The 25731-nt window shown below is 61.7% G+C and carries 24 protein-coding genes and 2 tRNA genes; 12 read left to right on the top strand and 14 right to left on the bottom strand.

All coding sequences use genetic code 11. The features are described from left to right. Nucleotides 1-2: 2 nt before the first annotated feature. Nucleotides 3-350 (bottom strand): succinate dehydrogenase, hydrophobic membrane anchor protein, encoded by a 348-nt coding sequence (gene sdhD, locus AAGT95_RS12560; protein ID WP_110600696.1) that lies wholly within the window; start codon nt 348-350, stop codon nt 3-5. Then, complete coding sequence (gene sdhC / locus AAGT95_RS12555; protein WP_205909449.1) at nt 344-721, bottom strand: succinate dehydrogenase, cytochrome b556 subunit; 378 nt, start codon at nt 719-721, stop codon at nt 344-346. The genes sdhD and sdhC overlap by 7 nt, the downstream gene beginning before the upstream one ends. A gap of 497 nt (nt 722-1218) precedes the next feature. On the opposite strand from sdhC, the gene gltA reads away from it, so the two are divergent. Continuing rightward, nucleotides 1219-2505 carry a citrate synthase gene (gene gltA / locus AAGT95_RS12550; protein ID WP_110600691.1) on the top strand — a complete coding sequence of 429 codons (1287 nt, stop codon included), beginning with the start codon at nt 1219-1221 and terminating at the stop codon, nt 2503-2505. A gap of 383 nt (nt 2506-2888) precedes the next feature. On the opposite strand, the gene AAGT95_RS12545 is transcribed toward gltA, so the two are convergent. The 3 genes from AAGT95_RS12545 to gltX all read right to left on the bottom strand — a co-directional run bounded on the left by AAGT95_RS12545 (nt 2889) and on the right by gltX (nt 4643). Further along, nucleotides 2889-2964 (bottom strand) — tRNA-Glu (locus tag AAGT95_RS12545). Between the two features lie 29 nt (nt 2965-2993). After that, nucleotides 2994-3069 (bottom strand) — tRNA-Ala (locus AAGT95_RS12540). 95 nt (nt 3070-3164) lie between these two features. Further along, entirely contained in the window at nt 3165-4643 is a 1479-nt protein-coding gene (gene gltX, locus AAGT95_RS12535) for a glutamate--tRNA ligase (protein WP_342593993.1), read from the bottom strand. A 332-nt stretch (nt 4644-4975) separates the two neighbouring features. On the opposite strand from gltX, the gene AAGT95_RS12530 reads away from it, so the two are divergent. Beyond that, a complete protein-coding gene (locus tag AAGT95_RS12530) occupies nt 4976-5536 on the top strand; it encodes a helix-turn-helix domain-containing protein (RefSeq protein ID WP_425356020.1) in 561 nt (186 codons plus the stop codon). Between the two features lie 608 nt (nt 5537-6144). Here AAGT95_RS12530 and AAGT95_RS12525 read toward each other — a convergent pair. Then, nucleotides 6145-7338, bottom strand: a complete 1194-nt coding sequence (locus AAGT95_RS12525) for an MFS transporter (RefSeq protein ID WP_342593991.1) — start codon at nt 7336-7338, stop codon at nt 6145-6147. A 568-nt stretch (nt 7339-7906) separates the two neighbouring features. Between AAGT95_RS12525 and AAGT95_RS12520 the strand changes: the two genes are divergently transcribed. The 5 genes from AAGT95_RS12520 (at nt 7907) to putP (ending at nt 14983) form a co-directional block, all read left to right on the top strand. Further along, nucleotides 7907-8335, top strand: a complete 429-nt coding sequence (locus tag AAGT95_RS12520) for a hypothetical protein (protein ID WP_110600685.1) — start codon at nt 7907-7909, stop codon at nt 8333-8335. A 437-nt stretch (nt 8336-8772) separates the two neighbouring features. Further along, nucleotides 8773-9144 (top strand): hypothetical protein, encoded by a 372-nt coding sequence (locus AAGT95_RS12515; RefSeq protein WP_110600684.1) that lies wholly within the window; start codon nt 8773-8775, stop codon nt 9142-9144. Between the two features lie 24 nt (nt 9145-9168). Further along, the gene (locus AAGT95_RS12510) at nt 9169-9939 is read left to right on the top strand and encodes an AraC family transcriptional regulator (protein WP_342593990.1); all 771 of its coding nucleotides are present in this window, start codon (nt 9169-9171) and stop codon (nt 9937-9939) included. Nucleotides 9940-10103: 164 nt separating this feature from the next. Next, nucleotides 10104-13295: a bifunctional proline dehydrogenase/L-glutamate gamma-semialdehyde dehydrogenase PutA gene (gene putA / locus AAGT95_RS12505; RefSeq protein WP_342593989.1), complete on the top strand. Its 3192-nt coding sequence runs from the start codon at nt 10104-10106 to the stop codon at nt 13293-13295. A 197-nt stretch (nt 13296-13492) separates the two neighbouring features. Then, complete coding sequence (putP, locus tag AAGT95_RS12500) at nt 13493-14983, top strand: sodium/proline symporter PutP (RefSeq protein WP_342593988.1); 1491 nt, start codon at nt 13493-13495, stop codon at nt 14981-14983. A 146-nt stretch (nt 14984-15129) separates the two neighbouring features. Here the strand turns inward: putP and AAGT95_RS12495 are convergent, their stop codons facing one another. Together AAGT95_RS12495 and AAGT95_RS12490 are read right to left on the bottom strand one after the other, a co-directional pair. Further along, nucleotides 15130-15522 carry a GtrA family protein gene (locus AAGT95_RS12495; protein WP_342593987.1) on the bottom strand — a complete coding sequence of 131 codons (393 nt, stop codon included), beginning with the start codon at nt 15520-15522 and terminating at the stop codon, nt 15130-15132. After that, nucleotides 15519-16523, bottom strand: a complete 1005-nt coding sequence (locus AAGT95_RS12490) for a glycosyltransferase family 2 protein (RefSeq protein ID WP_240612370.1) — start codon at nt 16521-16523, stop codon at nt 15519-15521. The genes AAGT95_RS12495 and AAGT95_RS12490 overlap by 4 nt, the downstream gene beginning before the upstream one ends. Nucleotides 16524-16776: 253 nt before the next feature. Between AAGT95_RS12490 and AAGT95_RS12485 the strand changes: the two genes are divergently transcribed. Next, entirely contained in the window at nt 16777-17331 is a 555-nt protein-coding gene (locus tag AAGT95_RS12485; protein ID WP_110600675.1) for an OmpW/AlkL family protein, read from the top strand. 88 nt (nt 17332-17419) lie between these two features. Here AAGT95_RS12485 and AAGT95_RS12480 read toward each other — a convergent pair whose 3' ends face one another. Next, the gene (locus AAGT95_RS12480) at nt 17420-17746 is read right to left on the bottom strand and encodes a YqcC family protein (protein WP_110600673.1); all 327 of its coding nucleotides are present in this window, start codon (nt 17744-17746) and stop codon (nt 17420-17422) included. Between the two features lie 205 nt (nt 17747-17951). Here AAGT95_RS12480 and AAGT95_RS12475 point away from each other — a divergent pair, with 205 nt between their 5' ends. The 4 genes from AAGT95_RS12475 to AAGT95_RS12460 all read left to right on the top strand — a co-directional run bounded on the left by AAGT95_RS12475 (nt 17952) and on the right by AAGT95_RS12460 (nt 20916). Then, entirely contained in the window at nt 17952-18965 is a 1014-nt protein-coding gene (locus tag AAGT95_RS12475) for a DUF3549 family protein (RefSeq protein ID WP_342593986.1), read from the top strand. A gap of 4 nt (nt 18966-18969) precedes the next feature. Beyond that, nucleotides 18970-19407 carry an ATP-dependent zinc protease family protein gene (locus tag AAGT95_RS12470; RefSeq protein ID WP_342593985.1) on the top strand — a complete coding sequence of 146 codons (438 nt, stop codon included), beginning with the start codon at nt 18970-18972 and terminating at the stop codon, nt 19405-19407. A gap of 48 nt (nt 19408-19455) precedes the next feature. After that, nucleotides 19456-20364, top strand: a complete 909-nt coding sequence (rimK, locus tag AAGT95_RS12465; RefSeq protein ID WP_342593984.1) for a 30S ribosomal protein S6--L-glutamate ligase — start codon at nt 19456-19458, stop codon at nt 20362-20364. 111 nt (nt 20365-20475) lie between these two features. Continuing rightward, nucleotides 20476-20916, top strand: coding sequence for a hypothetical protein (locus tag AAGT95_RS12460; RefSeq protein WP_110600667.1), 441 nt, complete (start codon nt 20476-20478; stop codon nt 20914-20916). 27 nt (nt 20917-20943) lie between these two features. On the opposite strand, the gene AAGT95_RS12455 is transcribed toward AAGT95_RS12460, so the two are convergent. From AAGT95_RS12455 to sufC, 5 genes are all read right to left on the bottom strand, one after another. Next, a complete protein-coding gene (locus tag AAGT95_RS12455; protein ID WP_240612369.1) occupies nt 20944-21636 on the bottom strand; it encodes a SanA/YdcF family protein in 693 nt (230 codons plus the stop codon). 123 nt (nt 21637-21759) lie between these two features. Beyond that, nucleotides 21760-22323 carry a putative Fe-S cluster assembly protein SufT gene (gene sufT, locus AAGT95_RS12450; protein ID WP_342593983.1) on the bottom strand — a complete coding sequence of 188 codons (564 nt, stop codon included), beginning with the start codon at nt 22321-22323 and terminating at the stop codon, nt 21760-21762. A 52-nt stretch (nt 22324-22375) separates the two neighbouring features. Then, the gene (locus AAGT95_RS12445) at nt 22376-23617 is read right to left on the bottom strand and encodes a cysteine desulfurase (RefSeq protein ID WP_110710186.1); all 1242 of its coding nucleotides are present in this window, start codon (nt 23615-23617) and stop codon (nt 22376-22378) included. A gap of 1 nt (nt 23618) precedes the next feature. Beyond that, on the bottom strand, nt 23619-24956 hold the full coding sequence (sufD, locus tag AAGT95_RS12440) for a Fe-S cluster assembly protein SufD (protein ID WP_342593982.1): 1338 nt from the start codon (nt 24954-24956) through the stop codon (nt 23619-23621). Next, entirely contained in the window at nt 24953-25705 is a 753-nt protein-coding gene (gene sufC / locus AAGT95_RS12435) for a Fe-S cluster assembly ATPase SufC (protein WP_110600660.1), read from the bottom strand. The genes sufD and sufC overlap by 4 nt, the downstream gene beginning before the upstream one ends. Nucleotides 25706-25731: the final 26 nt, after the last annotated feature.

Raw genomic sequence — 25731 nt, 5'->3', positions numbered from 1 at the left:
GATCAGGCTCCCCAGAGGACTTGAACGCCCCACACCAGAAAAACGAAGATGGCAAGAATCACGACGGCCTGGAAGGCGAAGCGAACACCGGTGTGCTTGAGATAGTCGGTGGAGACCGTCCACAGACCTACCCAGGCGTGAGCGGCCATGGATATGAAGGCCAGCAAGGAGAAGATGCGCATCCAGGTCTGGGAGAACAGGCCGCTCCAGGTAACGTAATCCAGGTTCGGATGAAACAGCAGGTAGGCCACGACGAACAGCGCATAGAGCGCCAGCACCACCGCGGAAACCCGCTGGATCAGCCAGTCGGACAAGCCACTGCGGCCCAGATTCGTGATATTGGTTACCATACCCAGACTCCTGCCAGAACCACCAGAACGGCACTGATCACGACAGTGATCTGCGCCTTGCGATTGCCACCCTCGAGATCGACACCGTAGCCGGTATCCATCAGCAGGTGCTTGATCCCCGCGACAAAGTGGAAGCCAAGTGCCGACAGCAGGCCCCAGGCAATCAGCTTCACCAGCACATTGTGCGCCAACGCATTACGCACCGACTCGAACCCCTCGGGAGAGGAGAGCGAAGCATCCAGCGCCCAGAAGCCGAAGATCAGCCCGACGAAAAGGATGACGCCGGTGATGCGATGTGCGATAGAGGTAAGTGCGGGAAGTGGAAAATGGATGGTGGACAGGTCGAGGTTTACTGGACGTTTGCTATTCACGGCTCTTAAACACTCTCTTAACCCAAACGGGTCGTGCCCGTTCAGGGCGGTGGTTTTTAGAAGCTGGACACGGTCGCAAGATGCAGTTCCGATGCGGCCCCAACCGGCTGACGATGCCATATCGTGCGGTTGCAGATTATAGGGTTTGGGTAACGGTATGACAAATCATCACACCGGCCGCTCATGGGAAAAATCTCCGTCCACCCCCGTCGCCAGCGACTTGCGGGTTGTCGACAGTCGAACGAAATTTCTTTTGCCGCTGTCGGCTCGCCCCCATCGATGGGTATGATGGCGACTCGGCCCGAGCATCCCCGGTGCCATTCCTTGCCCTGGCACTCCGCCACCTCTTCTACAATCCGGGACAAACGCCGCAACCACGGTGTCAACGCGACCTAGGCGAATTGACAAACCCCTGCGGAAATCTATAGTGGGCAAACTCTTTTTTTCGCCTGCAGGCAGTAAAGACAAAGGCTTATGTCACGATAAAGGAGGCCTACATGGCTGACAGAAAAGCGAAACTATCGGTCGATGGTGTCGACAACACCATCGAATTGCCGGTATACCCCGGCACCGTCGGCCCTGATGTCATCGACGTCCGCAGCCTGACCGCAGAAGGCCTGTTCACCTACGATCCTGGCTTCGTCGCTACCGCCTCGTGCGAGTCCGGCATCACCTATATCGACGGTGCCGCCGGTACACTGCTCCATCGCGGGTACCCGATCGAGCAACTGGCCGAGAACTCCAACTACGTCGAACTTTGCTACCTTCTGATGTTCGGTGAGCTTCCCTCTTCGAAGGAGTACGAGAAGTTCAGGGATACCATCGGTCGTCACACCATGGTTCACGAGCAGATCGTCAACTTCTACAAGGGGTTTCGCCGCGACGCACACCCCATGGCCGTTCTCTGCGGCGTCGTCGGCGGGCTGGCTGCCTTCTACCACGACAACCTCGACATCACCCAGGCCGACCAGCGTCACGTCAGCGCCATACGCCTGATCGCCAAGATGCCGACGCTGGCCGCGATGTGTCACAAGTACAACATCGGCCAGCCGTTCATGTATCCGCGCAACGACCTCAATTACTCCGAAAACTTCCTGCACATGATGTTCGGCAATCCGTGCGAGCACTACGAGGTCAACCCGGTCATCGCCAAGGCGATGGATCGTATCTTCATGCTGCACGCCGACCATGAGCAGAATGCCTCGACCTCCACCGTGCGCCTGGCCGGCTCCACCGGCGCCAACCCCTTCGCCTGCATCAGCGCCGGCATCGCCGCACTCTGGGGTCCGGCGCATGGCGGCGCCAACGAGGCGGTACTGGCGATGCTGGACGAGATTGGCGACGACTCGGAAGAGAACATCCAGCGCTTCATCGACAAGGCCAAGGACAAGGACGACCCGTTCAAGCTGATGGGCTTCGGCCATCGGGTCTACCGCAACTTCGATCCCCGCGCCAAGGTGATGAAGGAGACCTGCGACGAGGTCCTCGGAGAGCTGGGAATCGGCGACGACGCACAACTGCAGATCGCCAAGCGCCTGGAACAGATCGCGCTGGAGGACGAATATTTCATCGAGCGCAAGCTCTATCCCAACGTCGACTTCTACTCCGGGATCATCCTCAAGGCCATCGGTATTCCCACCAACATGTTCACGGTGATCTTTGCCATGGCACGCACGGTTGGCTGGATCTCCCACTGGAACGAGATGATCACCAACGGCTACCGGATCAGCCGCCCCCGCCAGCTCTATACCGGCTATGACAAGCGGGATTATCCGACGAAGTAGAACTGCAGCGCAGCAGCAACACACCCCGATGCCGCCGGAATGACCGGCGGCTTTTTCATGTCCGCCCCACGGACGGCGAAGATTTCCACACTTCCTGTGGATAAGCCTGTTAAAAACCCCTCGATAATGTCACCAAACCGCCTCCAGAAGCGCCCTGCCAACAGATTGCTTAATTTTTAACCACAACTAAGCCATTGATTTTAATAGGTAAAATTTTCATTTGCCTATTTTCAGTAAGTTAGCGGCGTCAAGGGGGGCGCGAATCGACACGGTGGAAAAGCCGGCAGAATGTCAAGCCTGGAGGGATCGATATCGATCAGTTATCAACAGCCGCAGAAACCCGCGAAGCTGGATATCGGTAAGAGAAACAGAAAAGGAAGAAGTGGCGTCCCATAGGGGGTTCGAACCCCTGTTACCGCCGTGAAAGGGCGGTGTCCTGGACCACTAGACGAATGGGACGCTGAAGACGACGCGAAGGTCGGTTCTTGTGGTGGAGCCTAGCGGGATCGAACCGCTGACCTCAACACTGCCAGTGTTGCGCTCTCCCAGCTGAGCTAAGGCCCCGTTCCAAGAACGGGGCGAAATATACGGCCATCCCACTGATAAGTCAACGCTTTACACAGAAAAAATCGAACTGCCCTGACATGGCCGGTATCGAGTTACAGCTCGCGATACTGCTTCTCAAGACGCTTGGCCTGTTTCTTGGAAACACCGCCGAGCACCTCAATCGCATGGCGAAGGCGCGCCCGCGTGACGTCCGAGCCCAGAATCGCCATGGCATCGAGTACCGATGTCGAGTGGGAACTTCCCGTCACCGCGATGAACACGGGCGCCAGGAAAGCCTTCATCTTCAGCTCGAAGTGCTCCGCCAGCAGCTTGACCTGCTCCAGCAGCGCCCCCTTCTCCCAGCTCGCAAGGGTCTCGAGCCGCCATACCAGGAACTGCAGCAGCGTCACCAGCGTCTCACGTTCGAGATCGACGCCGTCGAAGCTCCGCTCGTCGATCTCGGGCAGGCCAGCGAAGAAATGGCCCGCCAGCGGCATCGCATCGGAGAGCGTGGTGATCCGCGGGCGAATCTGGGGCAGGATCTGGCCGACATACGCCTCGTTGAACGCCCACTCGCGCAACGCTTCCAGGAGCGCCGCATCGTCAAGGTCCTCGCGGATATAGACGCCGTTGAGCCAGCTCAATTTGTCGAGATCGAAAACCGGGCCACCCAGCGAGACCCGCTGAAGGTCGAAGTGAGCCATCATCTCGTCGAGACTGAACTTCTCGCGCTCGTCCGGCATCGACCATCCCATCCGCCCGAGATAGTTGGTGACCGCCTGCGGCAGGAACCCCATCCGACGATAGTAGTTGATCGAGGTCGGATTCTTGCGCTTGGACAACTTCGACTTGTCCGGATTGCGCAGCAAGGGCATATGGCACAGCTCCGGCATTGGCCAGCCGAAATACTCGTACAGCAATTGATGCTTGGGTGCGGAGTTGATCCACTCCTCGCCCCGGAGGACGTGGGTGATCCCCATCAGATGGTCGTCGACCACGTTGGCCAGATGGTAGGTCGGCATACCATCCGACTTCATGAGAATCTGTGCGTCGACTTGCGCCCAATCGACCTCTATCTGCCCACGAAGCATGTCCTGGACGACACAGACACCTTCGGAAGGCACCTGCAGTCGAATGACATAGGGATAACCGGCCGCTTCCCGCCTGCGCTGTTCGTCGGGATCCAGCGCCAGGTCGTGAGGCTTCAGCGCCAGATGCAGTCCCGCCGCCCTTCGCTCTTCCCGCAGCGCATCCAGCTCTTCGCTGGTGCGGTAGCACTTGAAGGCGTGCCCGTCCTCGAGCAGCCGTTCGGCGTGCTGAGCGTAGATGGAACCCCGTTCACTTTGTCGATAAGGGCCGTGAGGCCCTCCGATATCCGGGCCTTCGTCCCAGTCCAGCCCCAGCCAGCGCAACGAGTCGAGAATCATTTTCTCCGACTCGGCCGTGGAGCGCTGGCGATCGGTATCTTCGATCCGCAGAATGAACTGCCCGCCATGCAGGCGAGCGAAGCAGAGATTGAAGAGTGCGATGTAAGCTGTCCCGACGTGGGGGTCGCCAGTCGGTGAAGGCGCGATGCGCGTGCGTACCGTCATGAATTCCATTCCGTTGATGAACGAGCGCTGTAATTGTACGCCTTCCCGAGGGGAGGCTGCAGCGCTGGCTATCCCTCCCAGTCGTTGTGGATAGGTGCGGAAGGGGGCATCGGGAGGCCTGGATACGTTGGGGCCATGAACTGATACCTTGACGATTCCCTGCTTCGAGCCAACGCTTGGACCGAAAAATTAGACAAACATATGACAACAAGCTCGCAACCCGAAACATACTTCGGTAATGAGTGGATATCCTCACAGCACCAATACGCAGGCGAGATTCATGGATGGACGGGTTAGGACCACGAATCAAACAACTCCGCCTTCAGGCAGGAATGAGCAAGGCTGCACTGGCAAGACGGGTGGGCGTCTCCGACGTCACGATCTCCTACTGGGAGTCAGGCACCATCAAGCAGATCGGCCATGAGCGCCTCGTGGCGCTCACCTCGGCACTGAGCTGTTCGATCAAGCAGCTCCTCGACGACGATGTCCTCAATGCGATGGCGGTCGACTCGCAGATGTCGAGCCAGGCCGTCCTGAGCCTCCATTCGCACCTGGCGGCGCCCTGGGAGCAGCAGAAGGCGGAGCCGGACGCGATGTCCACGCTGCAGCTACTGACCCAGGATTGTCATCTGGTGACGCCGGCTGAAAACGAATCGTTCGATTTTCTGTTCGAGGGGGATCTGGCCGCTGTCCTGCCGTGTGACAAGTTTCAGCAGGACGGCCTCTATCTGCTCGAGCGGGAGGGGATGCTGCAGATTCAATATCTCGAGCATCTGGCGTCCGGCAGAATGCGTGTCAGCGGAGAGCAGCTTCATGGGGTGACCGTGGAGAGCGTCCGTCATCCGCCGTTTCGCATCGTCGGCTACATCAGGGCACGCTGGAGCCGTCAATGACAGCCGGCCCCGTCGCGAAAAATGGTCGGCCGCTCGACGGCCAAACGAATGAAGTGCCAGCCACCCGGCATGAAGAAAACGATTCGGCGACGCAAGCGATCGGGCGAACTCCCCAACGGATCGATACACCGGCAGCGCTCGACGTTCGGTGCGCGTCGGCGCTGCGCCCGGCGGGCCCCGGACTCTAAGGCACTGCCCGATCTTGCATTTCCCGTGCTCGGCTATACAGTTGGTGTCAGACTATAGTCGAACCCATTTTGCGTTGCGGGCTTTACGGGCACAGAGCCGAGTAAGCGCCTCGAGCCATGGTTAAGGAGAAGCCGATGGAAATGTTTACGGTCAAGCAATCCGAAAGTTCATTGATGGCGTGCTGTCGCGCTTGTGGCCATGAGCAGCCGCTACCGACGACAACCACTGACGCCGAAGAGCAGAAGGCGGTCAGCATCAAGTGCGAACGCTGCCCCAGCGAAGACGCATATGTTTCAGTTCCTGCCCCGTCAGCCGCGGTTACCGAGCTCGCTTGACCCTCGCACACCGATCTCGATGGGCCTGACCCAACCGGGTCAGGCCCCTGCCCAACGCCTCGATTCCACTCGACCCCGCCGAACTCAACCGTACCGCTGCTGCTGACGGTAGGCGAAGAAGAACACGACCAGCCCCACTGCCGCCGCCGCCGCCCCGACGTAGCCGGTCGCGGTCCATCCCAGCCCGGCGCCGATGGCTATGCCGCCGAGCCACGGCCCCAGCGCGTTGGCCACATTGAAAGCGGCGTGATTGGAAGCGGCAGCCAGGGTCTGGGCATCCGCCGCCACATCCATCAGCCGTGTCTGCAGTGCCGGGGACAGCGAGACCATGGTCCCGACCGCCACGCAAATCAGCAGAATCGACCATAGCGACTGCGCCGCCAGCGGAAAGAGCAGCAGGATGGCAATGCACCAGACCAGCAACCAGCCCACCCCCTTGAGCTGCATGCGATCGTAGAGTTTTCCGCCGACGATATTACCGATAATGGCGCCTGCGCCGAATGCCGCCTGGGCCACGGGAATCCAGTACGGCGACACCTGCGTCACGTTGACGAGGACCGGAGCCAGGTAGGCGAAGACACAGAACATACCGGCGAAGCCGATCGCGCCGACCCCCAGCGTCAACCAGACCTGAGAACGCTTGAGCGCGGTGAGCTCCTGCATCGGGCTATTGCGCTTCTCTTGTCGGTTCAACGGTAGATAGACGAACACCAGAACGACCGCCAAGACAGCAATGCCACCGACCATGGCAAAGGCCAGGCGCCAACTCATCATCTGACTCAGCCAGGTGGCGAGTGGGTTGCCTATCAGCATGGCGATGGTCAGTCCGGACATGACCCGGCTCACCGCCTGAGCCCGCTTGTGCGGGGGAACGAGCGAGGCCGCGACCAGGGAGGCGACGCCAAAATAGGCGCCGTGAGGCAGTCCGGAGATGAAGCGAAAGATCATCAAGGTGTGATAATCCGGCGCCAGGGCGCTGGCGATATTGCCCAGCGCAAAAAAGGCCATCAGCATCAGCAGCAGATGACGCCGATAGAAGTGCGATCCCATGACGGCGATCAGTGGCGCCCCCACCACGACGCCTAGCGCGTAGGCGCTGATGACGTTACCCACTTGCGGCTCGGAGATGCTCAAAGCCCTGGCCACGTCCGGCATCAGACCCATGATGGTGAACTCGCCGACGCCAATGGCGAATCCTCCCACGGCCAGCGCTATTTCGATCAGCAACGCATACCGCCGGGAGGGCCTTGCTGTATCGGCCGAGTGAGCGTTAGCCACGGCCACCTCCTACTTTAGTCTAATAGAGTTGACTTGCGATTATTCACGCTAGCCGACGCTATGGGAACCGTCGACTAACAATATTCTTGCAGATGGTCGGCAGTGCTCCTGCGAGCGGATCGGCAAGCTCGCTTCGGTCCCGGCCGGCGGGTGGATGGGCCCTCAAGCCGCGGGTTCGCCGCAGCGTCATGGCGCGTCAGGGAGCAGTCGTCGAACGACCGTATCAAACTATAACTTTAATAATAAAATAGAAGTATCTTAACTATACGACATGGCGAACTCCGGCCACCGAATCAGGCACTCTTCTGTCTGTCGCTCTTTTTCTTCCAAAGCGCCAGAGCAAGGGAAGAAGCCATGGCCATGACGCCAGAAGTCGTTGAAAAACGGCAGCTAAGTCGCCGCGTACAGATAAAATCACTACTCACGTCGGGCTATGCAGAATAGGAGGGCCCCTATACGAACTATGCATCTATCTAGAAACACGACTATGTTAATCTAATCATTGAAACATCAAATCAGAAGCTAATCGCGTCATTTCATAACATTAACTAAATTCATGACAAAACCGATGGCATCCATAACTCATACTCATGTCGTCCAGGCGATGTCCCACTGGCTTGCCAGCAATGGCTATCGATGTGGGGCCAGCCGACTGGGCACACGACCGGAAATCGATCTCGAAGCCACGTCCGTGTTTGGACAGAGGCGCCTGATCGTCGACTGCCGGGGCGAACTTGGCCTCGATGTCGGCCAGGACCCTTGGATGGAGATCACCCAAGCCTTCTTCTATCTCATCCAGGACAGCGAAATGCCGGACGAGACGGCCCAGGTATCGCTGGCACTTCCCGACACCTCCGATTTTCGCCGCCGGATGGCCGGGATGAAGGAGTTCTGCCTACGCCAGGGCGTCGCCGTGTTCTGGGTGGCCGAGAACGGCCAAGTCAGGCAGTGGGAGGCAGACACGCCTGCCGCTTCCGGCGCCAGAGCATTGCCCTGACGGGCGCGGATACCGGCTCCAGCACGAGTGAGTGCGCGGCCTCTCTCGCGTCGAGGAACTTTTTCATCGATAACGACTCATAACGATCAAGAGATACTGAATAGCAGTCGCTACAGGGATTCTCGAGCTTACTGTAATGATCGTTATCGCCGCGCTCAGCGCGGCGTTTTTTTATCCGGTAACAGTGATACCCGCGGTCGGCGTCGGGTCCACCGTCTCTCTCCATTACCGGGGCGAACGCCACCGAGATCGACCGGTACGGCATGAGCTCCCGTGACGTCCGAACGGCGCCATCTTTGCTCGAGTTCGGGCTATCATCGACCTCCGCGCGATCGACATCTTGCCGGGTGTACCTTGCCAAGCGCCGTGTCAACGACATTTGGGCGCCGCCGCCAGCATGGTAAACTGCGACGACTGCCGCGCCCCGGAGCCTCCGCATGCCACTATTCTTCGTGGTCTTCCTCGTCTGCCTGCTGATCAGTCTGGCCACCGTGGCGGCGCTGATGCTATCGCGCACTCCCCGCTATCGAACCCAACCACAGGATCTTCTCGACCTGTTCGATGCGGTACTGGACAACCGCGCCAGTGAAGCACGCTGGCACACCTTGATCGGCTACCCGATCCGCCACGATGCCTATCTGGAAAACCTGCGCCGCCGCAGCCAGCACTTGATGGAAACGCACGGTCGCCCGTGGCAAGCGGCCCAGGGCGGATCGCTCTTCTCTCGCAAGGGTCGGGAAGAGCTGACGGCACTGCGCGACCACCTGGCGGCCCATCAGGCGCTTCACGGAAGTGAGTATCATGCCTGAACACGCCACGTCGCGACGAACACCATGACCGATACCATCCGGCTGACACCGCTGGACAACGCCATCCAGCACCACCACCACGACTATCACCAGCTCGTGATCGGGCTGTCCGGTTACGCGGAATTCGAGATCGCCGGTCAGGGAGGTGTCGTCGCGCCACTCTCGGGCTGTCTCGTGCCAGCCAATATCGAACACTATTACGAGGGCATCGGGGATAACCGCCAGTTGATCATCGACTTGCCGGACGATGCCTCTGCCCTGACCGGGATGAATCGGCGATCGAGAGCCCTGTTCGATCGCCCGGGGTACTTTGCTCTCGATGAATCGCTACAGCACTACCTGCAGTTTCTGATCAACGAGATGGGTCAAGCCAGTCACGCACCCGGGGATCTGCTGGTCGCCACCCTGCTCAGTTCACTGCACGCCCGCCTGAACGCGCCGCTCGGCTCCCCCTCGCTGGCCAAGCGAGCCAGTCGAGCACTCGACGTCCAGCGGCTCGAGCAGTTCGTTCTCGAACGGCTGGACCGGCGCCTGAGCGTCTCCGACCTGGCCCGCCTGGTCTGTCTGAGCGAAGCGCACTTCGCCGAACGATTTCGCGAACAGACTGGCATCACTCCCTATCAGTTCGTGATGCGGCTGCGTTTGAATCGGGCCCGTGAATTGACCACGTTGACCGACATGCCGCTGGCAAATATCGCGGAACGCACAGGGTTCGCCAATCAGAGCGCCCTGAGCAACGCCTTCCGGCGCCGCTATGGCCATCCGCCCATGCAGCTGAGACGCCCCTCTCGTTAGCGCGACAAGCCGGCCTTTTTCGCAAATACCCCCGGATAATTGGCAAGTACCGCCCACCTGTTTCACGATAGAGTCAGCCACCACGCCTATCCCTTGGCGCAGTTCACCGTACGCTTCCGGCAAGCGGCCATCACCGCCGACGCCGATTATCACGGGGTTAAACAATGCTAAAAGCCGACCAAATGCTGGATGCCGCTACCTGGCAGACTTCGCTGGAGACGCTGTTCGCCAGGATCAGCGACCACTATGTGGTTGACGAGGACGCCTACCTCGAGCAGCTGTGCGCCATGCTGGACGCCGACGAAGCGGATTTCGCACGCATCGGCGACAAGACGGCGCAACTGGTCCGCGATGTCCGCACCATGGACACCGCCGTCGACTCCATCGACGAACTGCTCCAGCAGTACAGTCTCGATACCCAGGAAGGCGTGCTGCTGATGTGTCTGGCGGAGGCGCTTTTACGTATTCCCGACAAAGCCACCGCTGATGCCTTGATCGAGGACAAGCTGGGCGTCGCCGACTGGAAGCGCTACCTGGGACAGAGCGAGTCGTGGTTCGTCAATGCCTCCACCTGGGGTCTGCTGATGACGGGCAACGTCATCCAGCTGGACAAGCCAAGAGAGGGCAAGCCGGCCAATTTCATCAACCGCATGGTCAATCGCATGGGCGAGCCGGTGATTCGCAGCGCCATGTATCAGGCGATGAAGATCATGGGCCAGCAGTTCGTGCTGGGCCGCACCATCGATGAAGCCTTGAAGCGCTCCAAGCCGCTGTTCAACAAGGGCTACACCTACTCCTACGACATGCTGGGCGAAGCGGCCCGCACCCGTCAGGACGCCAAGCGCTATTTCGACGACTACGCCTCGGCAATCCGCCAGGTCGGTGAAACCAGTCTCAAGCTGGACGCCAGCACGCCGGCCCCGTCTGTCTCGATCAAGCTCTCCGCACTGCATCCGCGCTACGAGTTCGGTCGCCGCAGCCAGGTGCTCGAGGAACTGGTCGGCACCGTCAAGCAGTTGGTGGAGCTGGCTCGGGAGCGCCATGTGGCGCTGACCGTCGACGCCGAGGAGGTGGACCGTCTCGAACTCTCGCTGGAGGTCTTCCGCGCGGTTTTCGAAAGCGATGTCTGTCGCGGCTGGGGCCACTTCGGCCTGGTGGTTCAGGCTTACGCCAAGCGCTGCCTGCCGGTACTGCACTATATCAATCGCCTGGCCGATCAGCAGGGCGACGAGATCCCCCTGCGGCTGGTCAAGGGCGCCTATTGGGATACCGAGATCAAGGAGTCGCAGAAGCTCGGCGTCGATGGCTACCCGGTCTATACCCGCAAGGCTTGCACGGATGTGGCGTATCTCGCCTGCGCCCGGTTCCTGCTCTCCGACAATACCCGCGGCCGCATTTTCCCCCAGTTCGCGACGCACAACGCTCACACCATCACGAGTATTCTCGAGCTGGCCAACGACGCCGATCGCGCCTTCGAGTTCCAGCGACTGCATGGCATGGGCGAAGCGCTCTATGACGCGGCGCTCAAGCGCGCCCCGCAAGGCACCTACTGCCGCATCTACGCACCCGTCGGCGCACACAAGGACCTGCTACCGTACCTGGTCCGCAGGCTGCTGGAAAATGGCGCCAACTCGTCATTCGTCCACCAGTTGGTCGACCCACGGGTGGCGGTCGAGTCGCTATGCGTCCATCCGATCGCCACGCTCAAGCCCTACCCGACCTTCGCCAATCCCAAAATTCCGTTGCCGAAGGACATCTACGGTCCGGCACGCAAGAACTCCAAAGGCGTCAACTTGAACATCAACAGTCAATACCAGCCGCTCATCGACCGCATGGCGGAGTTCATGGACCGGGAATATCACGCCAAGCCGCTGCTTGGCATCGACATCGCCGACGACGACAGCCAGCGTCAGCCGGTCGCCAGCCCCTACGACCGCCGTCAGCCGGTGGGCAGCGTGCAGTGGGCGACACGCGAGCAGGCCCAACAGGCCGTCGATATTGCCTGGAAAGCCTTCCCCCGCTGGAGCGAGACGCCGGTCGACGAGCGCGCGGCCATTCTCGAGCGTCACGCCGACCTGATGGAGAACCATCTGCCGGAATTGATGACGCTCTGTTCCCGCGAGGGCGGCAAGCTGCTCACCGATGGCGTCGACGAGATTCGCGAGGCGGTGGATTTCTGCCGCTATTATGCCGCCCGCGCCCGCGAACTGTTCGCCGAGCCGACCCTCCTGCCGGGGCCGACCGGTGAATCCAACGAGCTGATGATGAGCGGCAAGGGCGTGTTCGCCGCCATCAGCCCCTGGAACTTCCCGGTGGCGATCTTCACCGGGCAGCTGGTGGCGGCCGCCGTGGCCGGCAACAGCGTGCTGGCCAAACCCGCGGAGCAGACCTCGCTGGTCGCCAACCGCGTGATCGAGCTGCTGTTCGAGGCCGGCATGCCGCGTGACGTGGTCCAGCTGCTGCCGGGCGACGGCCCCACCGTGGGCAGCGTGCTGAGCAGCGACCCGCGGATTACGGGCGTGGTCTTCACCGGCTCCACCGACACCGCGCAGATCATCAACCGGGCACTGGCCGCAAGAGAGAACGCCGCCCTGCCTACGTTGATCGCCGAGACCGGCGGCATGAACGCGATGATCGTCGACTCCACCGCCCTGCCCGAGCAGGTCGTCGCGGATGTCGTCCACTCGGCGTTCCAGAGTGCCGGCCAGCGCTGTTCCGCCCTTCGCGTTCTCTACCTGCAGGAAGATATTGCCGATCGCGTCATCGAGATCCTGCGTGGGGCCATGGAAGAGCTGCGGATCGGCGATCCCCGCGATCTCGGCACCGACGTCGGCCCGGTCATCGACGAGGAGGCTCGCGAAGGACTGCTCGCCCATATCGAGAAGATGAAGGCCGAGGGCCGCTTGCTCGCCGAAGCCAAGCTCGATCTGGCACAGACCGGCAACGGCACCTTCGTGGCGCCCATGGCCTTCGCCATCGACGGCATCGAATCGATGCAAGCGGAGCAGTTCGGGCCGCTGTTGCACATCGCGCGCTATCACGCCGACCAGCTGGAAGACGTCATCGACGCCATCAACGCCAAGGGCTACGGCCTGACGTTCGGCGTCCACAGCCGTAACGAAAGCTTCACTCAGCATGTCGCCAGCCGTATCCGTGTCGGCAACGTCTATGTCAATCGCGATATCATCGGCGCCGTCGTCGGGGTGCAGCCGTTCGGTGGCCAGGGCTTCTCCGGCACCGGTCCGAAAGCCGGAGGGCCGCACTACCTGTTGCGCTTCGCCACCGAGAAGACCCGCACCATCAACACGGCTGCGCTGGGCGGGAATGCGTCGCTGCTAGCGATGGGAGACGAGTGATCCCGCTCGTCGTCAACGACAACAAGCTGAAGGAAGTTCTGCATGATCGAAAACAATATCAACAGGGGGCCAAAGCCCCCTCGCCAGCCATCCGCGGCGCGAGCCGTCGCCGCTCCGGGCCGCGTGAACACCCCAGGCCCGGCAGTATCCTGTCCGGGCCGGTGACATCTAATAACTAAGAGAAAGGAGACGTCCTCATGGCTATCGGTGTCTGGATAAGCCTCATCGCCTACTTCGTGCTCATGATCGCCATCGGCCTCTACGCCATGCGCACCTCCACCGCCACTTCCGAGGATTACATGCTGGGCGGAAGAACGCTCAGTCCTCAGGTCGCGGCCCTGTCGGCCGGCGCCTCGGACATGAGTGGCTGGTTACTATTGGGCCTGCCCGGGGCGATGTTCGTCTCCGGCCTGGGTTCGGCCTGGATCGGGATCGGCCTGTTCGTCGGCGCCTTCTTCAACTGGCTGCTGGTCGCGCCACGGCTGCGCGAGCAGACCGTTCACTACGGTAATGCCATCACCATCCCGGCGTTTCTGGCCAACCGCTTCCCGACCCGCGCGCTGTCGCTGCGCACGGTCTCGGCCATCGTCATCGTGGTGTTCTTCTCGGTCTACACCGCCTCGGGCCTGGTGGCCGGCGGCAAGCTGTTCGAGAGCGCCTTCTCCGGCGTCATCGACATCGGCGGGCTGAGCGACTACGCCACTGGCGTGATCCTCACCCTCGGGGTGGTGCTGGTCTATACCGTGGTCGGCGGCTTCCTGGCGGTGAGCATGACCGACTTCGTACAGGGCTGCATCATGATGCTGGCGCTGGTGATCATGCCCGCGGTGGTGCTCTTCGGCGAGGGCGGCGGCGGATTCAGCCAGGCCCAGCAGACGCTCAATCAGGTGGACCCCACGCTGCTCTCCTGGACCGACGGGCTGACCATCATCGGCTGGCTCTCTGCGGTCACCTGGGGCCTGGGCTATTTCGGCCAGCCGCACATCATCGTGCGCTTCATGGCGATCCGCTCGGTCAAGGACGTGCCCACGGCACGTAACATCGGCATGACCTGGATGTTCATCTCGCTGGTCGGCGCGATCTCGGTCGGTATCTTCGGCCGCGCCTATGCGATCCGCAACGGCCTCGAAGTGCAGGACCCGGAGACGATCTTCATCATCCTCTCCAACCTGCTGTTCCATCCGCTGATCACCGGCTTCCTCTACGCGGCGCTGCTGGCGGCGATCATGAGCACCATTTCCAGCCAGTTGCTGGTGGCCTCCTCGTCGCTCACCGAGGACTTCTACCGCCTGTTCCTGCGCAAGGAGGCGAGCGAGAAGGAGACCGTCACCATTGGTCGCCTGAGCGTGGTCGCGGTGGGCCTGGTGGCAGCGATCATCGCCTCCAATCCCGACTCCCAAGTGCTGGGCCTGGTCAGCAACGCCTGGGCCGGCTTCGGCGCCGCCTTCGGCCCGCTGATCCTGCTGTCGCTGATGTGGTCGCGGACCAACGGCGCCGGCGCCATCGCCGGCATGGTGGTGGGCGCGCTGACGGTGATCGTGTGGATCGCGCTGGGCTTCAGCAGCTCGTTCCTGGGCGGCCCCGGGGTCTACGAAATCATCCCCGGCTTCATCGCCTCCTTCCTCGCCATCGTGGTGGTGAGCCGCATGACCAGCGACGCCGGCGAGTATCGTCAGATCACGCGCTGAGCGTGCTCGACCGCCAAGATCAAGGGCTCCCGCGGGAGCCCTTTTTCGTGCCTGCCACCACGCGGACAATCGCGATCGTAGGTAGCAACCCGAACCGCCAATCGGTTCCGGCATCGCCGTCGCCTGCGCCCAGGAGCGACCAACTGTCAGCGGGGATGCTCGCGAAACGCCCACAGTCGTGAGCCGACGTAGGTAATCACTGGCACGGTAAGCGTGGCAATGCCGATAGCCCAGAATCCGGACACTCGGGTCGAAGCCAGCAGCATCGCGAGGACACCGTTATTGAGAACGAACCCCAGCAAGGCCAGGGTGAAGAAGCGCCTGGCCTTCCCCCGGCGCCGGAACGTCAAGCGTCGGTGGCCGATCAGCGATATCTGGAAGGCAACCAGAAAGCCGCACAGATTGACCAGGAACTCCGACAGCGCGGGCCACAGGGCGCTGAGGATGGCCGCAATCGTCAGGTGCGCAGCCGTCGCCACACCGCCCACCAGCCCGAACCGGGCAGCCGTCTTCGCCTCGCGCTTGAGCCGGCGCTTCACGAGCCGTCAGACCCGTGGTGGGCCCCACCGCCCTCACCGACCTGCTTCTCCCGGTCGATCAGACTATCCTCGGCGACCAGATAGAGCGGTCGCTGCTTGGTCTCGATGAAAAGGCGCCCGACGTACTCGCCCAGGATACCGACGGACAACAGCTGCATGCCGCCGAAAAACAGGATCGCGGTCATCAACGATGCGTAGCCGGGCAGATCATTGCCCACCACGATCACGCGCCCGACGAGGAGGAGAATATAAAGGAAAGCGAGCCCGGCAATGACGGCGCCGAAATACATCCAGATACGCAATGGCCAGGTAGAAAAGCTGACGAACCCGTCGATGGCGAAATTCCACAGCTTCCAGAAATTGAACTTGCTCTCCCCGCTCTCCCGCGCCGGCCGATCGTAGTAGACACCGATGGAGCGGTACCCCGGCCAGCTGAACAAGCCTTTCATGAACCGGTTGCGTTCGGGCAACCGCTTGATGGCTTCCACCACACGGCGATCCAGCAGCCGGAAATCCCCGGCATTGCTGGGGATGTGGGTTTCGGCCAGACGGTTGAAAAAGCGATAGAAAAGGCCAGCGGAGGCCCGCTTTGCCTGGGTATCCTCATCTCGGGAGCCACGAATGCCGTAAATCATGTCGTACCCTTCGTCCTGCCACAGCCGAATGAATTCCAGGATCACCGCCGGGGGATCCTGCAGATCGACATCCATTGGCACGACGGCATCTCCCCGGGCGTGATCCAGCCCGGCGGTCATGGCAGCTTCCTTGCCGAAGTTCCGCGTCAAGGAGAGAACCCGAACCCTGGGATCCCGGGACGCACTCGTGCGGAGCCTCTCGAGTGTTGCGTCGGTGGAACCGTCGTCGACGAACAGTATCTCCAGTGCCGGCAGCCTGTCGCCCAGCTCTCGATCCACCGCCTGTAGAAACCGATCGATCGCCTCCTCCTCGTTCATGACCGGTACCACGATCGACAACATCCAATCCTTTCGGTGTCTCTCCACGGCGCTCTTCTCCTCGGTCGATGACGTCGGCCAACCTTGGGTTGGCGACGTCATCCGTCAGCGTCTAGGCTAATCCTAGCGGTAGAAAGGCGACTGCGCACAGACAGGCGTAAACGCTACCGGAGTGTAAAAAAACGCTGTTTCAAAATTTTACTGGACATAAAAAACACCGTTTCCTATCATAGCGACGTTGTCTCATAGAATGTGAAGGCCGGTAACACGGCTTCATGATGAAAGAAAGGGAGTACTTATCATGACCAAGACCAAACTGTTTTCCGCAATGGTAGTCGCCGGCGCTTGCGCATTCGGAACTCAAGCTGCATTCGCCTACGGCGCTGGCGATTTCTACGGCCGCCTGGGCGTAGCCAAGACAGACGTTGATACCGGCTATACCGGCGACAACGACAAGGGCGCCTACCTGGGCCTGGGTTACATGGTTCACGACAAGATCGGCGTCGAGCTGAGCTCCATGACCGAAACCAAGGTCCACGCTGAAGGCGGTACCTTCAAGCAGGTCCCGATCAATCTGATGGCACAGTACTACCCGCTGGGTGGTCTCGATTCTCGCGTCCAGCCGTATGCTGGCGTCGGTGTCAACTACACCACGTTCTCTGACGAGAGCGGTGTCGGTAGCGTCGACGACTCCTGGGGCGCAGCGGGCCAGCTGGGTGTCGATCTGAACGTGACCGACAACTTCGGCTTCAACGCCTTCGCTCAGTACACCGATGTCAGCGCCGACATCAGTGGCGGTCGCGACATCGATCTCGACCCGGTCACCGTCGGTGCCGGTGTCACCGCTCGCTTCTAAGCGAACGGCAGTCGCTATCGGAAACCGGGCCCAAGGGCCCGGTTTTTTTGTGCCTCGGATTCGGCCAGCGGGGCTCGACCGCGATCGGTCACGCCTGGGTGACGATAAGATCGACGTTGGCAAGCTCACGCACTACCGGATCTCTCGTCGAGGCCGGCTCGTCCTTGAGCCAGACCTCCATCGCCGGGGCGACGGCGCAAGTCGCGGGCAAGGTGGCACGGGCATCGACCAGCGCCTGGAGCCGCGCAATGAAGACGTAGCGCAACCATTGCGGCATCGACATGGTATCGACGCAAAATGGCTGCTGGCTCTCGAACGCCGACGGTTGCGGTTGCGATGCCTCCCACAGACCGACGTCCATCAGCGTCGATTCCAATTCACGCAAGGCGTGAGCCAATCTGTCGTGCGAGGTCATTGTTCCTCCTGAAACGGTGGGTGTAAAAACTGTTCCGGTTGCTCACAAAAAACCTGAAGGAGCCTGTGGATAAACTTGGGACACCTATCCCGATGCGGCGCAATGCATGTCTCGGCGCAGACTGATCAATTTTTGGCCAGGACCTATCCAGCGCCGGCGCGGCAAGTTACAGTGCGCGCCTCGATGGAGACGGCGACCCCCTATCATGCAAACGCTCAGCGATTTCTTCTCGGGCAGCGGCGCGGAGGTCGTGATATCGACCCTGGGCCGTCGCGTCACCCCTATGGAACAGGCCGCTTTCGCCGCATTCGAGCGGGAGCAGACGCCCTGGCCACTCCCCTGGAACGGCCGTGCCCAGGTCGCCTGTGCGTTGAGCTGGCCCGAACTCGAAACGGACCCGGCCATCTGGTTCCTTTCTCTACCGCTGGATGAGCAGGGCCAACTGGTGCCCGCCCCTCGCGATGCGTTCCTCGACCGTCTGCTGCAGACCCTGAGCGCCCGCGCGGCATCCTCTAACGAGGATCTGGCGCCAGACAATCTGATGCAGGACAATCCGCTGGCCTTCGAACCGGAGCTACACCAGCGAGCGCTGCTGCACGCCCGCTTGTCTCGTCATTTCGGCCAGCCTCCCTCTGCTTTCTCTGACATGACACGCCGCTATCTCCTCGGCGATGAGTCGCTCGACTGGCAGATGCTGGGTCTCCAGGGATTGGCCGACCAGGTTGTCGCCAAGGACCCGGCGGTAATCTGGGCGCTGGTGGCAGGCCTCGATGCCATGCCGCGGGAGGTGATTCTAGCGCTTTGCTACCTGCTGGAACATGGTGACACCCCGGACGAGTTGCTGCCGAGACTGTGGAGCATGCTCGACAGCGCTCGCGAGAGACGGGATATCGAAGCCTTCTGCGCCCTGTTGAGAGCCCTGCTGGGTAGCGAGGACGCCAGGGTCGGGGAGTGGCTAGGCCGCATTCTCGATGACGACGCCCTGATGGCCGCCGACTGTCTTGCCGCCATTGCCGCCCGTGGTTGGCACCATCTCGAGCACGAGGCCCGCCTCGAACGGTTTCTGCAGCGCCTGGCCGAGAGTCCGGAGGTCGACTTTCGTCCCGTCGTGCGTGATTTGGCATTGATCCCTCGCCTGCGGCTGCCCATATTGATGATGCTACGTCAGGCACCGATGGACTCCTCCCTGGGCCGGCTCGTCAGACAACGGAACGCATGATTTCATGAAAGCAATGCCCTATCAGGTCCAGGCGATCATCGGCCGACGCGAGATGGTGACGCTGCCCGACCTGCAGATGACACTGTGCTGCAAGGCGGACACCGGGGCCCGCACCTCGGCGCTACATGCCGAACAGATCGAGCCCTACGAAGAGAGCGGACACCCATGGGTTCGGTTCATCACCCGCTCGAGCGGGCAACCCATCGCGCATCATGAGTGCCAGCTGCCGCTGCACGACCGGCGGAGAGTCAGGAGTTCCAACGGGCAGCAGGAGTGGCGCTATGTCATCCGCACCCGCCTTCTCCTCGGTGGCCTGGATTTCCCCATCGAATTGACCTTGACCGATCGCAGCAACATGCGTCATCCCATGCTGCTCGGGAGACGCGCCATGCGACGGCTGCTGGTTGCCCCGGGCGCCGTGTTCCTTCACGGTGAACCCTGACATTTCTCTCGCCACCGCCCTCACACCACGGCTCGGAGCCTCTCGCGCATGCACATCGGCATCTTGTCACGCAATCGCAACCTATACTCGACGCGCCGCCTGATCGAGGCCGCCGAGCAGCGTGGCCACAGTGTCAGAGTCGTCGACACGCTGCGCTGCTACATGAATATCGCCTCGCACCGCCCCTCGATCCACTACAAGGGGGCGGAACTCGAGTCCTTCGACGCGATCGTGCCGCGCATCGGGGCATCGGTGACCTTCTACGGCTGCGCTGTACTGCGCCAGTTCGAAATGATGAGCACCTACGTACTCAACGACTCGGTCTCCATCACCCGGTCCCGCGACAAGCTGCGCTCACTGCAACTGCTGTCGCGCAAGGGCCTGGGGCTTCCGGTGACCGGCTTCGCCCACTCGCCCGACGACATTCCCGACCTGATCACCATGGCCAAGGGGGCGCCGCTGGTGATCAAGCTGCTGGAGGGAACCCAAGGCATCGGCGTGGTCCTGGCAGAAACCAATCAGGCAGCGGAATCCGTCATCCAGGCCTTCATGGGCATGAAGGCGAACATCATGGTGCAGGAGTACATCAAGGAGGCCAAGGGCGCCGACATTCGCTGCTTCGTCATCGGCGACAAAGTGGTGGCATCGATGAAACGCCAGGCCGCCGATGGCGAATTTCGTTCCAATCTGCACCGTGGCGGCACCGCCAGCGTCATCCGCATCACCCCGGAAGAGCGTTCCACCGCCATTCGAGCGGCCAAGGCCATGGGATTGTCCGTGGCGGGTGTCGACCTGCTGCGCTCCAACCACGGCCCGGTGATCATGGAGGTGAACTCTTCGCCCGGGTTGCAAGGTATCGAGACGGCGACCGGCAAGGATATCGCAGGCCTGATCATCGAGCATCTGGAGAAAAATGCCAGCACGCCACGCAAGGCGCCGCCGAAACCCAAGGGCTGAGCCAGAAGAAAATGAACAAATAGCCGGAAACACTAAATTTTTCTGCCCCCAGGGGTAGCAAAACAGTGTTTCCGGCCGCACAATTTGTGTCACCTCAGGAGGTGGCCGCACATGTTTCTCGACAATCGCCAAGTGGCGATGGACAGCGTGCTCGAAGCGCTGGCCGACAGTCTCGACTATTTTCAGGACAATCTCGATCGCCTGCGTCCGGCGCTGCGTAATGCCCTGAAACCCCATTATGAGGAACGTGGGGCTGCCATGCATGAACTCCAGCAGCTGGTGCGGGAGCATCTCGACATCCTGCCACGGGATGCCGACGTCGAACGCGACGACTACCTCTGGCTCTGGAGCCGTATCAAGAGCTTCGTCGGCAACGACAGCGCCGTGCTGCTGGGAGAACTGCTCGAGCAGGAGCGAGTTCTGATGCAGGCGCTGGGCACGGCCTTCACCCATCCCCTGCCGGAAGCGCTCGAGCCGCCACTGGAGCGCTGCTGGAAGAATTGCCGGGCGCTGATTCGGGAAATCAACAAGCTTCAGCAACGCCAGCGCTGAGAGAGAACGGTCGGCGCCCCGCCGAGCTCATGACGATAGCCGGATCGGCTCGAGAGGCCCGAGGAAGTAAGGTTCGCGCCCCCAGAAATAGAGATCCCCGAACGTCGCCGCACGGGCCAGCCACTCTCGCAGCCGCAATCGCCACTCCCCCTTGATGCCACCTTCGGGCACGGCGCATCCGGTCGCCTCGATGCCCAGTGCATCGGCAATGAACAGCGCGCGTGGTAGGTGCCAATCCTGCGAGATCAGCATCAAGCGGTCAGCGCCGAAGACCTCCTTGGCCCGAACGACGCTGTCGAAGGTACTGAAACCGGCATAGTCGAGAGTCATGTGGGTATCGTCGACATTGCGACGCTTCAAGGAGCGCCACATGCTGATCGGCTCGTTGTAGTAGCGGGTACGGTTGTCGCCAGAGAGGAGCAGGTGCTGGACACGATGCAACCGCAGGAGTTCCGCCGAGGTTTCCATTCTGGCCTGGTAATAGGGATTGGAACCGCCCTGACGCAACCACTGCGAAGTGCCGAAGACCAGGCCGACGGGCTGCACCGTACACAGCGGCACCTCGTGCTCGATGCGCGCGTGGGTCTTCTGCAGTATCCAGAGGTTGATCACCACGATACCGACAGCCACCAGCGACAGGCTGGCCAGCAGCGCCTTGAACACGCCCTTCAGCAGCCGGAACATGGGGAAGAACAAGGTCGATTGACAGGAAGCGGCCACCGAGGACCTCTACCGGAAACCCGGTGGCGCATTGAAATGTCGATCAGCATATCGCGTTCGTTGCTCTGCCAGAAACCGGCTGTGCAAGCCGGGAACGTTCGTCAGGCTCCGTCTGTAAAGTCCCTAGAACATTCCCAGTTCAAGACGCGCCTCTTCGCTCATCATCTCACGGCTCCAAGGGGGATCGAAAACGATTTCCACGTGGACCTTGGAGAACTGCGGCGCGCCCAGAATCTTGCGGCGGGCGTCTTCGGCAATGACATCGCCCATCCCGCACCCCGGCGCGGTCAACGTCATGCGGATGGTCACCATGCACTCGCCGGTCAAGAGGCGTTCGATGCGACAGCCGTAGACCAGCCCCAGGTCGACGATATTGACCGGTATCTCCGGGTCGAAGCAGGTCCGCAGTTGCGCCCAGACGAAAGCCTCCATCTCTTCCTCGCTCGCGCCCGGGTCCAGCGTGGGACGCTCGAGGGCGTCGAGACCCAGCGAGTCGAGATCATGCCCTTCGATCAGATAGAGGCGACCTTCGTAGCTGACGCTGACCGAACTGCCCTTGGCCTGCATGACCACGACCGTGCTGTCCTCGACCAGCGTGACCGCCTTGCCGAACGGAATCGAGATGGCATCGACATCACGCTGCAGCGGCATCTCCTGGCCCTTGTAGACCTGGCTTAACGGATCCATCGTCGCTCCTGAGAGAGTTGTCGACCCGAGCCGGCCGGGCGCCTGGACCGGCTCAACGCAGCATCCCCAGCACGCGCTGCAATGCCTCGACGAAGGCATCGACCTCTTCCGGGGTGTTGTAGACCGCCAGCGAGGCACGGCAGGTCGCCTCGACACCGAAGTGGTTCAATACCGGCTGGGCACAGTGGTGCCCGGTGCGAATCGCCACGCCCAACTGATCGATCAGCAGCCCGATATCCTGCGCATGTGCGCCGTCGACGACGAACGAGATCACGCTCGCCTTCTGCGGCGCCGTACCGATGATCTTCAAGCCATCGATCCGTTCGAGCTTCTGCGTGGCGTGATCCAGCAGCCACTGCTCCCAGGCCGACAGGCGCTCGATACCGAGCGCGTTGACCCAGTCGAGGGCCGCGCCCATGGCGATCACGTCAGCCACCGACGGGGTGCCCGCCTCGAAGCGGTGGGGAACGGCGGCGAACTCGGTGCCACGCTCGAAGGAGACGCGTGAAATCATCTCCCCGCCCCCCTGCCAGGGGGGCATCGCCTCGAGAATGGAGGCCTTGCCATAGAGCGCGCCGGCACCCAACGGGCCATACACCTTGTGGCCGGAGAAGGCGTAGAAGTCGGCATCCAGAGCCTGCACGTCGACGGCCTGGTGCGGCACCGCCTGAGCGCCGTCGACCAGAATCAAGGCGCCGTGGGCGTGGGCGTCGCGCGCCATCTCGGCGATGGGATTGATCGTGCCCAGCGCGTTGGAGACATGGTTGACGCAGACCAGCCTGGTCCGCTCGCCCAGCAGCTCGCGATAGGCCTGCTGATCGAGCACGCCGCGCGCATCGACCGGGATGACCTTGATCACGATACCCAACTCGCGCTCGAGCAGTTGCCAGGGCACGATATTGGAGTGATGTTCCATCAGCGACACCACGACCTCGTCGCCGGCACGCAGATTGGCTCGTCCCCAGCTGTTGGCCACCAGATTGATCGCCTCGGTGGTCCCGCGGGTGAAGACGATCTCGCGCGGTTCGAAGGCGTTGAGGTGCCGCTGCACCGTCGCGCGAACGCCCTCGAAGGCGGCGGTCGCCTCGTCGGCCAGGGTATGCAGGCCGCGGTGGATATTGGCGTTGTAACGACGGTAGTAGTCTCCGAGGCTATCGATGACGGCCACCGGCGTCTGGCTGGTTGCCGCGTTATCGAGATAGATCAGGGGCTTGCCGTGAACTTCCCGCTCGAGTATCGGGAAGTCCCGGCGTACCGCCGCCAGGTCCAGCGTCAGATCGGTGATCGACGTCATGTCAGGCCTCCTGGATCGCCTCGGCGGTTTCGACCAGATCCGCCAGATTGAAGCGCTCCGGCAAGCGACCGGCAACGGCCCGCTCGACGCGCTCGGCAATGACGTTGAGTCGCACCTTGTCCATCACCTCGCCCACGAAGGCCAGGGTCAGCAGCGCTCGGGCCATCGGCTCGTCGATGCCACGACTGCGCAGGGCGTAGACGGCGTCCTCGTCGAGCTGACCGGTCGTGGCGCCGTGAGAGCACTTGACGTCGTCGGCGTAGATCACCAGTTCCGGCTTGGTGTCGATCTCGGCGCGGTCGGACAGCAGCAGGTTGGCGTTGTTCTGATACGCCTCGATCTGCTGCGCATCCTTCTTGACGAAGACCTTGCCGTTGAACACGCCGTGGGAACGATCATCGAGAACGCCCTTGTAGTTCTCGTTGGAGAACGTCCGTGGCGAGTTGTGATTGACCAGGGTGTGATTGTCGACGTGCTGTCGCCCCTGGACGAAGAACAGTCCATTGTAGGCGGCTTCGGCACCCTCACCGTTGAGATCGGTCACCAGATCGGTGCGCACCAGCGCGCCGCCGAGATTCAGGTTGTAGGAGTTGAAGCGGCTGTCGCGACTCTGGTCGACGTGGATGCTGGCCACGTGAAGATCCGTCAGCGCGGCTTCCTGCAGCTTGTAATGGTCGACGATGGCACCGCGATCGAGCAGCACCTCGGTCACCACGTTGGTGAAGTTGGCCGCTTCGGCTTCACCCGAGTAGTGCTCGATGACCGTCGCTTCACTGCGAGCTCCCGCCTCGATCAGCACGCGGGGGTGACTCATCACCGCCTGCCCGTTGGCACGCGACAGCAGCAGCACGTAGATCGGCTTGTCGACCACCGCACCGGGGGCCAGGCGCACGACGACACCTTCGTCGGCAAAGGCGGTGTTCAACGCGGTGAAGGGAGAAAAATCGACGCCCGCCAGACGCCCCAGGGCGCCACCCACCGCTTCATGATTGGCAGAAAGGGCTCGCGAAAGCGGCTCGACCTGGACGCCATCGGGCAAGCCCTCGAGCTCGGAGAGCGCCTCGCTGAACACACCGTCGACCAGCACCAGCCGGTAGGCATCGATGTCCAGCCGCTGTGCCTCGAAGCGAGCCGCATCGAAACCGGCGTCGGTCGCCAGCGCGAAGTCGCCTTCGGCGATACGGCGCACGTCCGTATACTTCCACGCTTCGTCACGCCGGGTCGGGAAACCCATCGCCTCGAATCGCGCCGCGCCAGCCTGGCGCCTCGCCGCGACCCAACTCGGGTCGTCCGTGCGACGCAAGGTCAGACGCTCGAGAAAGCGTTCCGGTGCACTCATGCAGCAGACTCCTCCAGCACCCAATCGTAACCGCGGGCTTCGAGCTCCAGTGCCAGTTCCTTGTCGCCGCTCTTGACGATGCGACCGTCGACCAGGACATGAACGCGATCCGGCTCGATGTGGTTGAGCAGGCGCTGGTAGTGGGTCACCAGCAGGATGGCGCGATCGGCGCTGCGCAGCGAGTTGACGCCGCTGGCGACGACCTTCATGGCATCGATGTCGAGACCGGAATCGATCTCATCGAGCATGGCCAGCTTCGGCTGCAGCACCAGCATCTGAAGGATTTCGTTGCGTTTCTTCTCACCGCCGGAGAAACCTTCGTTGACCGCACGCTGCAGGAAGCTCGGGTCCATCTTCATCTCGGCGCTCTTCTCGCGCACCAGTTTCATGAACTCCGGCGCCGGAATCTCGCCCTCGCCCCGGGCGGCGCGCTGCGCGTTGAGCGCGGCCTTGAGCAGGTAGATGTTCTTGACCCCGGGGATCTCGATCGGGTACTGGAAGCCCAGCAACAGCCCGGCGCGAGCGCGCTCCTCGATCTCCATTTCGAAGATGTCCTGACCTTCGAACAGAATCGTACCCTGGGTGACTTCATAACCGTCCTTGCCGGCGATCACGGCCGACAGCGTCGACTTGCCGGCGCCGTTCGGCCCCATGATGGCGTGCACCTCACCGGCATTGATGGTCAGGTTGAGGCCGTTGAGGATCGCCTTGTCCTCGACCGTGACGTGAAGATCTTTGACTTCGAGCATGTGAAACCCTTGAAACGAGAGAGACC

Source organism: Salinicola lusitanus (assembly GCF_038648475.1).
Taxonomy (GTDB): domain Bacteria; phylum Pseudomonadota; class Gammaproteobacteria; order Pseudomonadales; family Halomonadaceae; genus Salinicola; species Salinicola lusitanus.
The sequence above is the reverse complement of the archived record's forward strand: the minus strand, read 5'-3'. Positions and strand labels throughout refer to the sequence as shown.

Excerpts from the sequence above, each read along its gene's own strand:
- AAGT95_RS12515 (WP_110600684.1), top strand. The coding sequence starts at position 8,773 with ATGCCACTATTCTTCGTGGTCTTCCTCGTCTGCCTGCTGATCAGTCTG.
- AAGT95_RS12510 (WP_342593990.1), top strand. The coding sequence starts at position 9,169 with ATGACCGATACCATCCGGCTGACACCGCTGGACAACGCCATCCAGCAC.
- putA (WP_342593989.1), top strand. The coding sequence starts at position 10,104 with ATGCTAAAAGCCGACCAAATGCTGGATGCCGCTACCTGGCAGACTTCG.
- AAGT95_RS12470 (WP_342593985.1), top strand. The coding sequence starts at position 18,970 with ATGAAAGCAATGCCCTATCAGGTCCAGGCGATCATCGGCCGACGCGAG.
- AAGT95_RS12480 (WP_110600673.1), bottom strand. The coding sequence starts at position 17,746 with ATGACCTCGCACGACAGATTGGCTCACGCCTTGCGTGAATTGGAATCG.
- sufD (WP_342593982.1), bottom strand. The coding sequence starts at position 24,956 with ATGAGTGCACCGGAACGCTTTCTCGAGCGTCTGACCTTGCGTCGCACG.
- AAGT95_RS12520 (WP_110600685.1), top strand. The coding sequence starts at position 7,907 with ATGGCATCCATAACTCATACTCATGTCGTCCAGGCGATGTCCCACTGG.
- sufT (WP_342593983.1), bottom strand. The coding sequence starts at position 22,323 with ATGGATCCGTTAAGCCAGGTCTACAAGGGCCAGGAGATGCCGCTGCAG.
- gltX (WP_342593993.1), bottom strand. The coding sequence starts at position 4,643 with ATGACGGTACGCACGCGCATCGCGCCTTCACCGACTGGCGACCCCCAC.
- sufC (WP_110600660.1), bottom strand. The coding sequence starts at position 25,705 with ATGCTCGAAGTCAAAGATCTTCACGTCACGGTCGAGGACAAGGCGATC.
- AAGT95_RS12530 (WP_425356020.1), top strand. The coding sequence starts at position 4,976 with ATGAGCAAGGCTGCACTGGCAAGACGGGTGGGCGTCTCCGACGTCACG.
- gltA (WP_110600691.1), top strand. The coding sequence starts at position 1,219 with ATGGCTGACAGAAAAGCGAAACTATCGGTCGATGGTGTCGACAACACC.
- AAGT95_RS12485 (WP_110600675.1), top strand. The coding sequence starts at position 16,777 with ATGACCAAGACCAAACTGTTTTCCGCAATGGTAGTCGCCGGCGCTTGC.
- AAGT95_RS12460 (WP_110600667.1), top strand. The coding sequence starts at position 20,476 with ATGTTTCTCGACAATCGCCAAGTGGCGATGGACAGCGTGCTCGAAGCG.
- AAGT95_RS12445 (WP_110710186.1), bottom strand. The coding sequence starts at position 23,617 with ATGACGTCGATCACCGATCTGACGCTGGACCTGGCGGCGGTACGCCGG.
- AAGT95_RS12475 (WP_342593986.1), top strand. The coding sequence starts at position 17,952 with ATGCAAACGCTCAGCGATTTCTTCTCGGGCAGCGGCGCGGAGGTCGTG.
- putP (WP_342593988.1), top strand. The coding sequence starts at position 13,493 with ATGGCTATCGGTGTCTGGATAAGCCTCATCGCCTACTTCGTGCTCATG.
- rimK (WP_342593984.1), top strand. The coding sequence starts at position 19,456 with ATGCACATCGGCATCTTGTCACGCAATCGCAACCTATACTCGACGCGC.
- sdhD (WP_110600696.1), bottom strand. The coding sequence starts at position 350 with ATGGTAACCAATATCACGAATCTGGGCCGCAGTGGCTTGTCCGACTGG.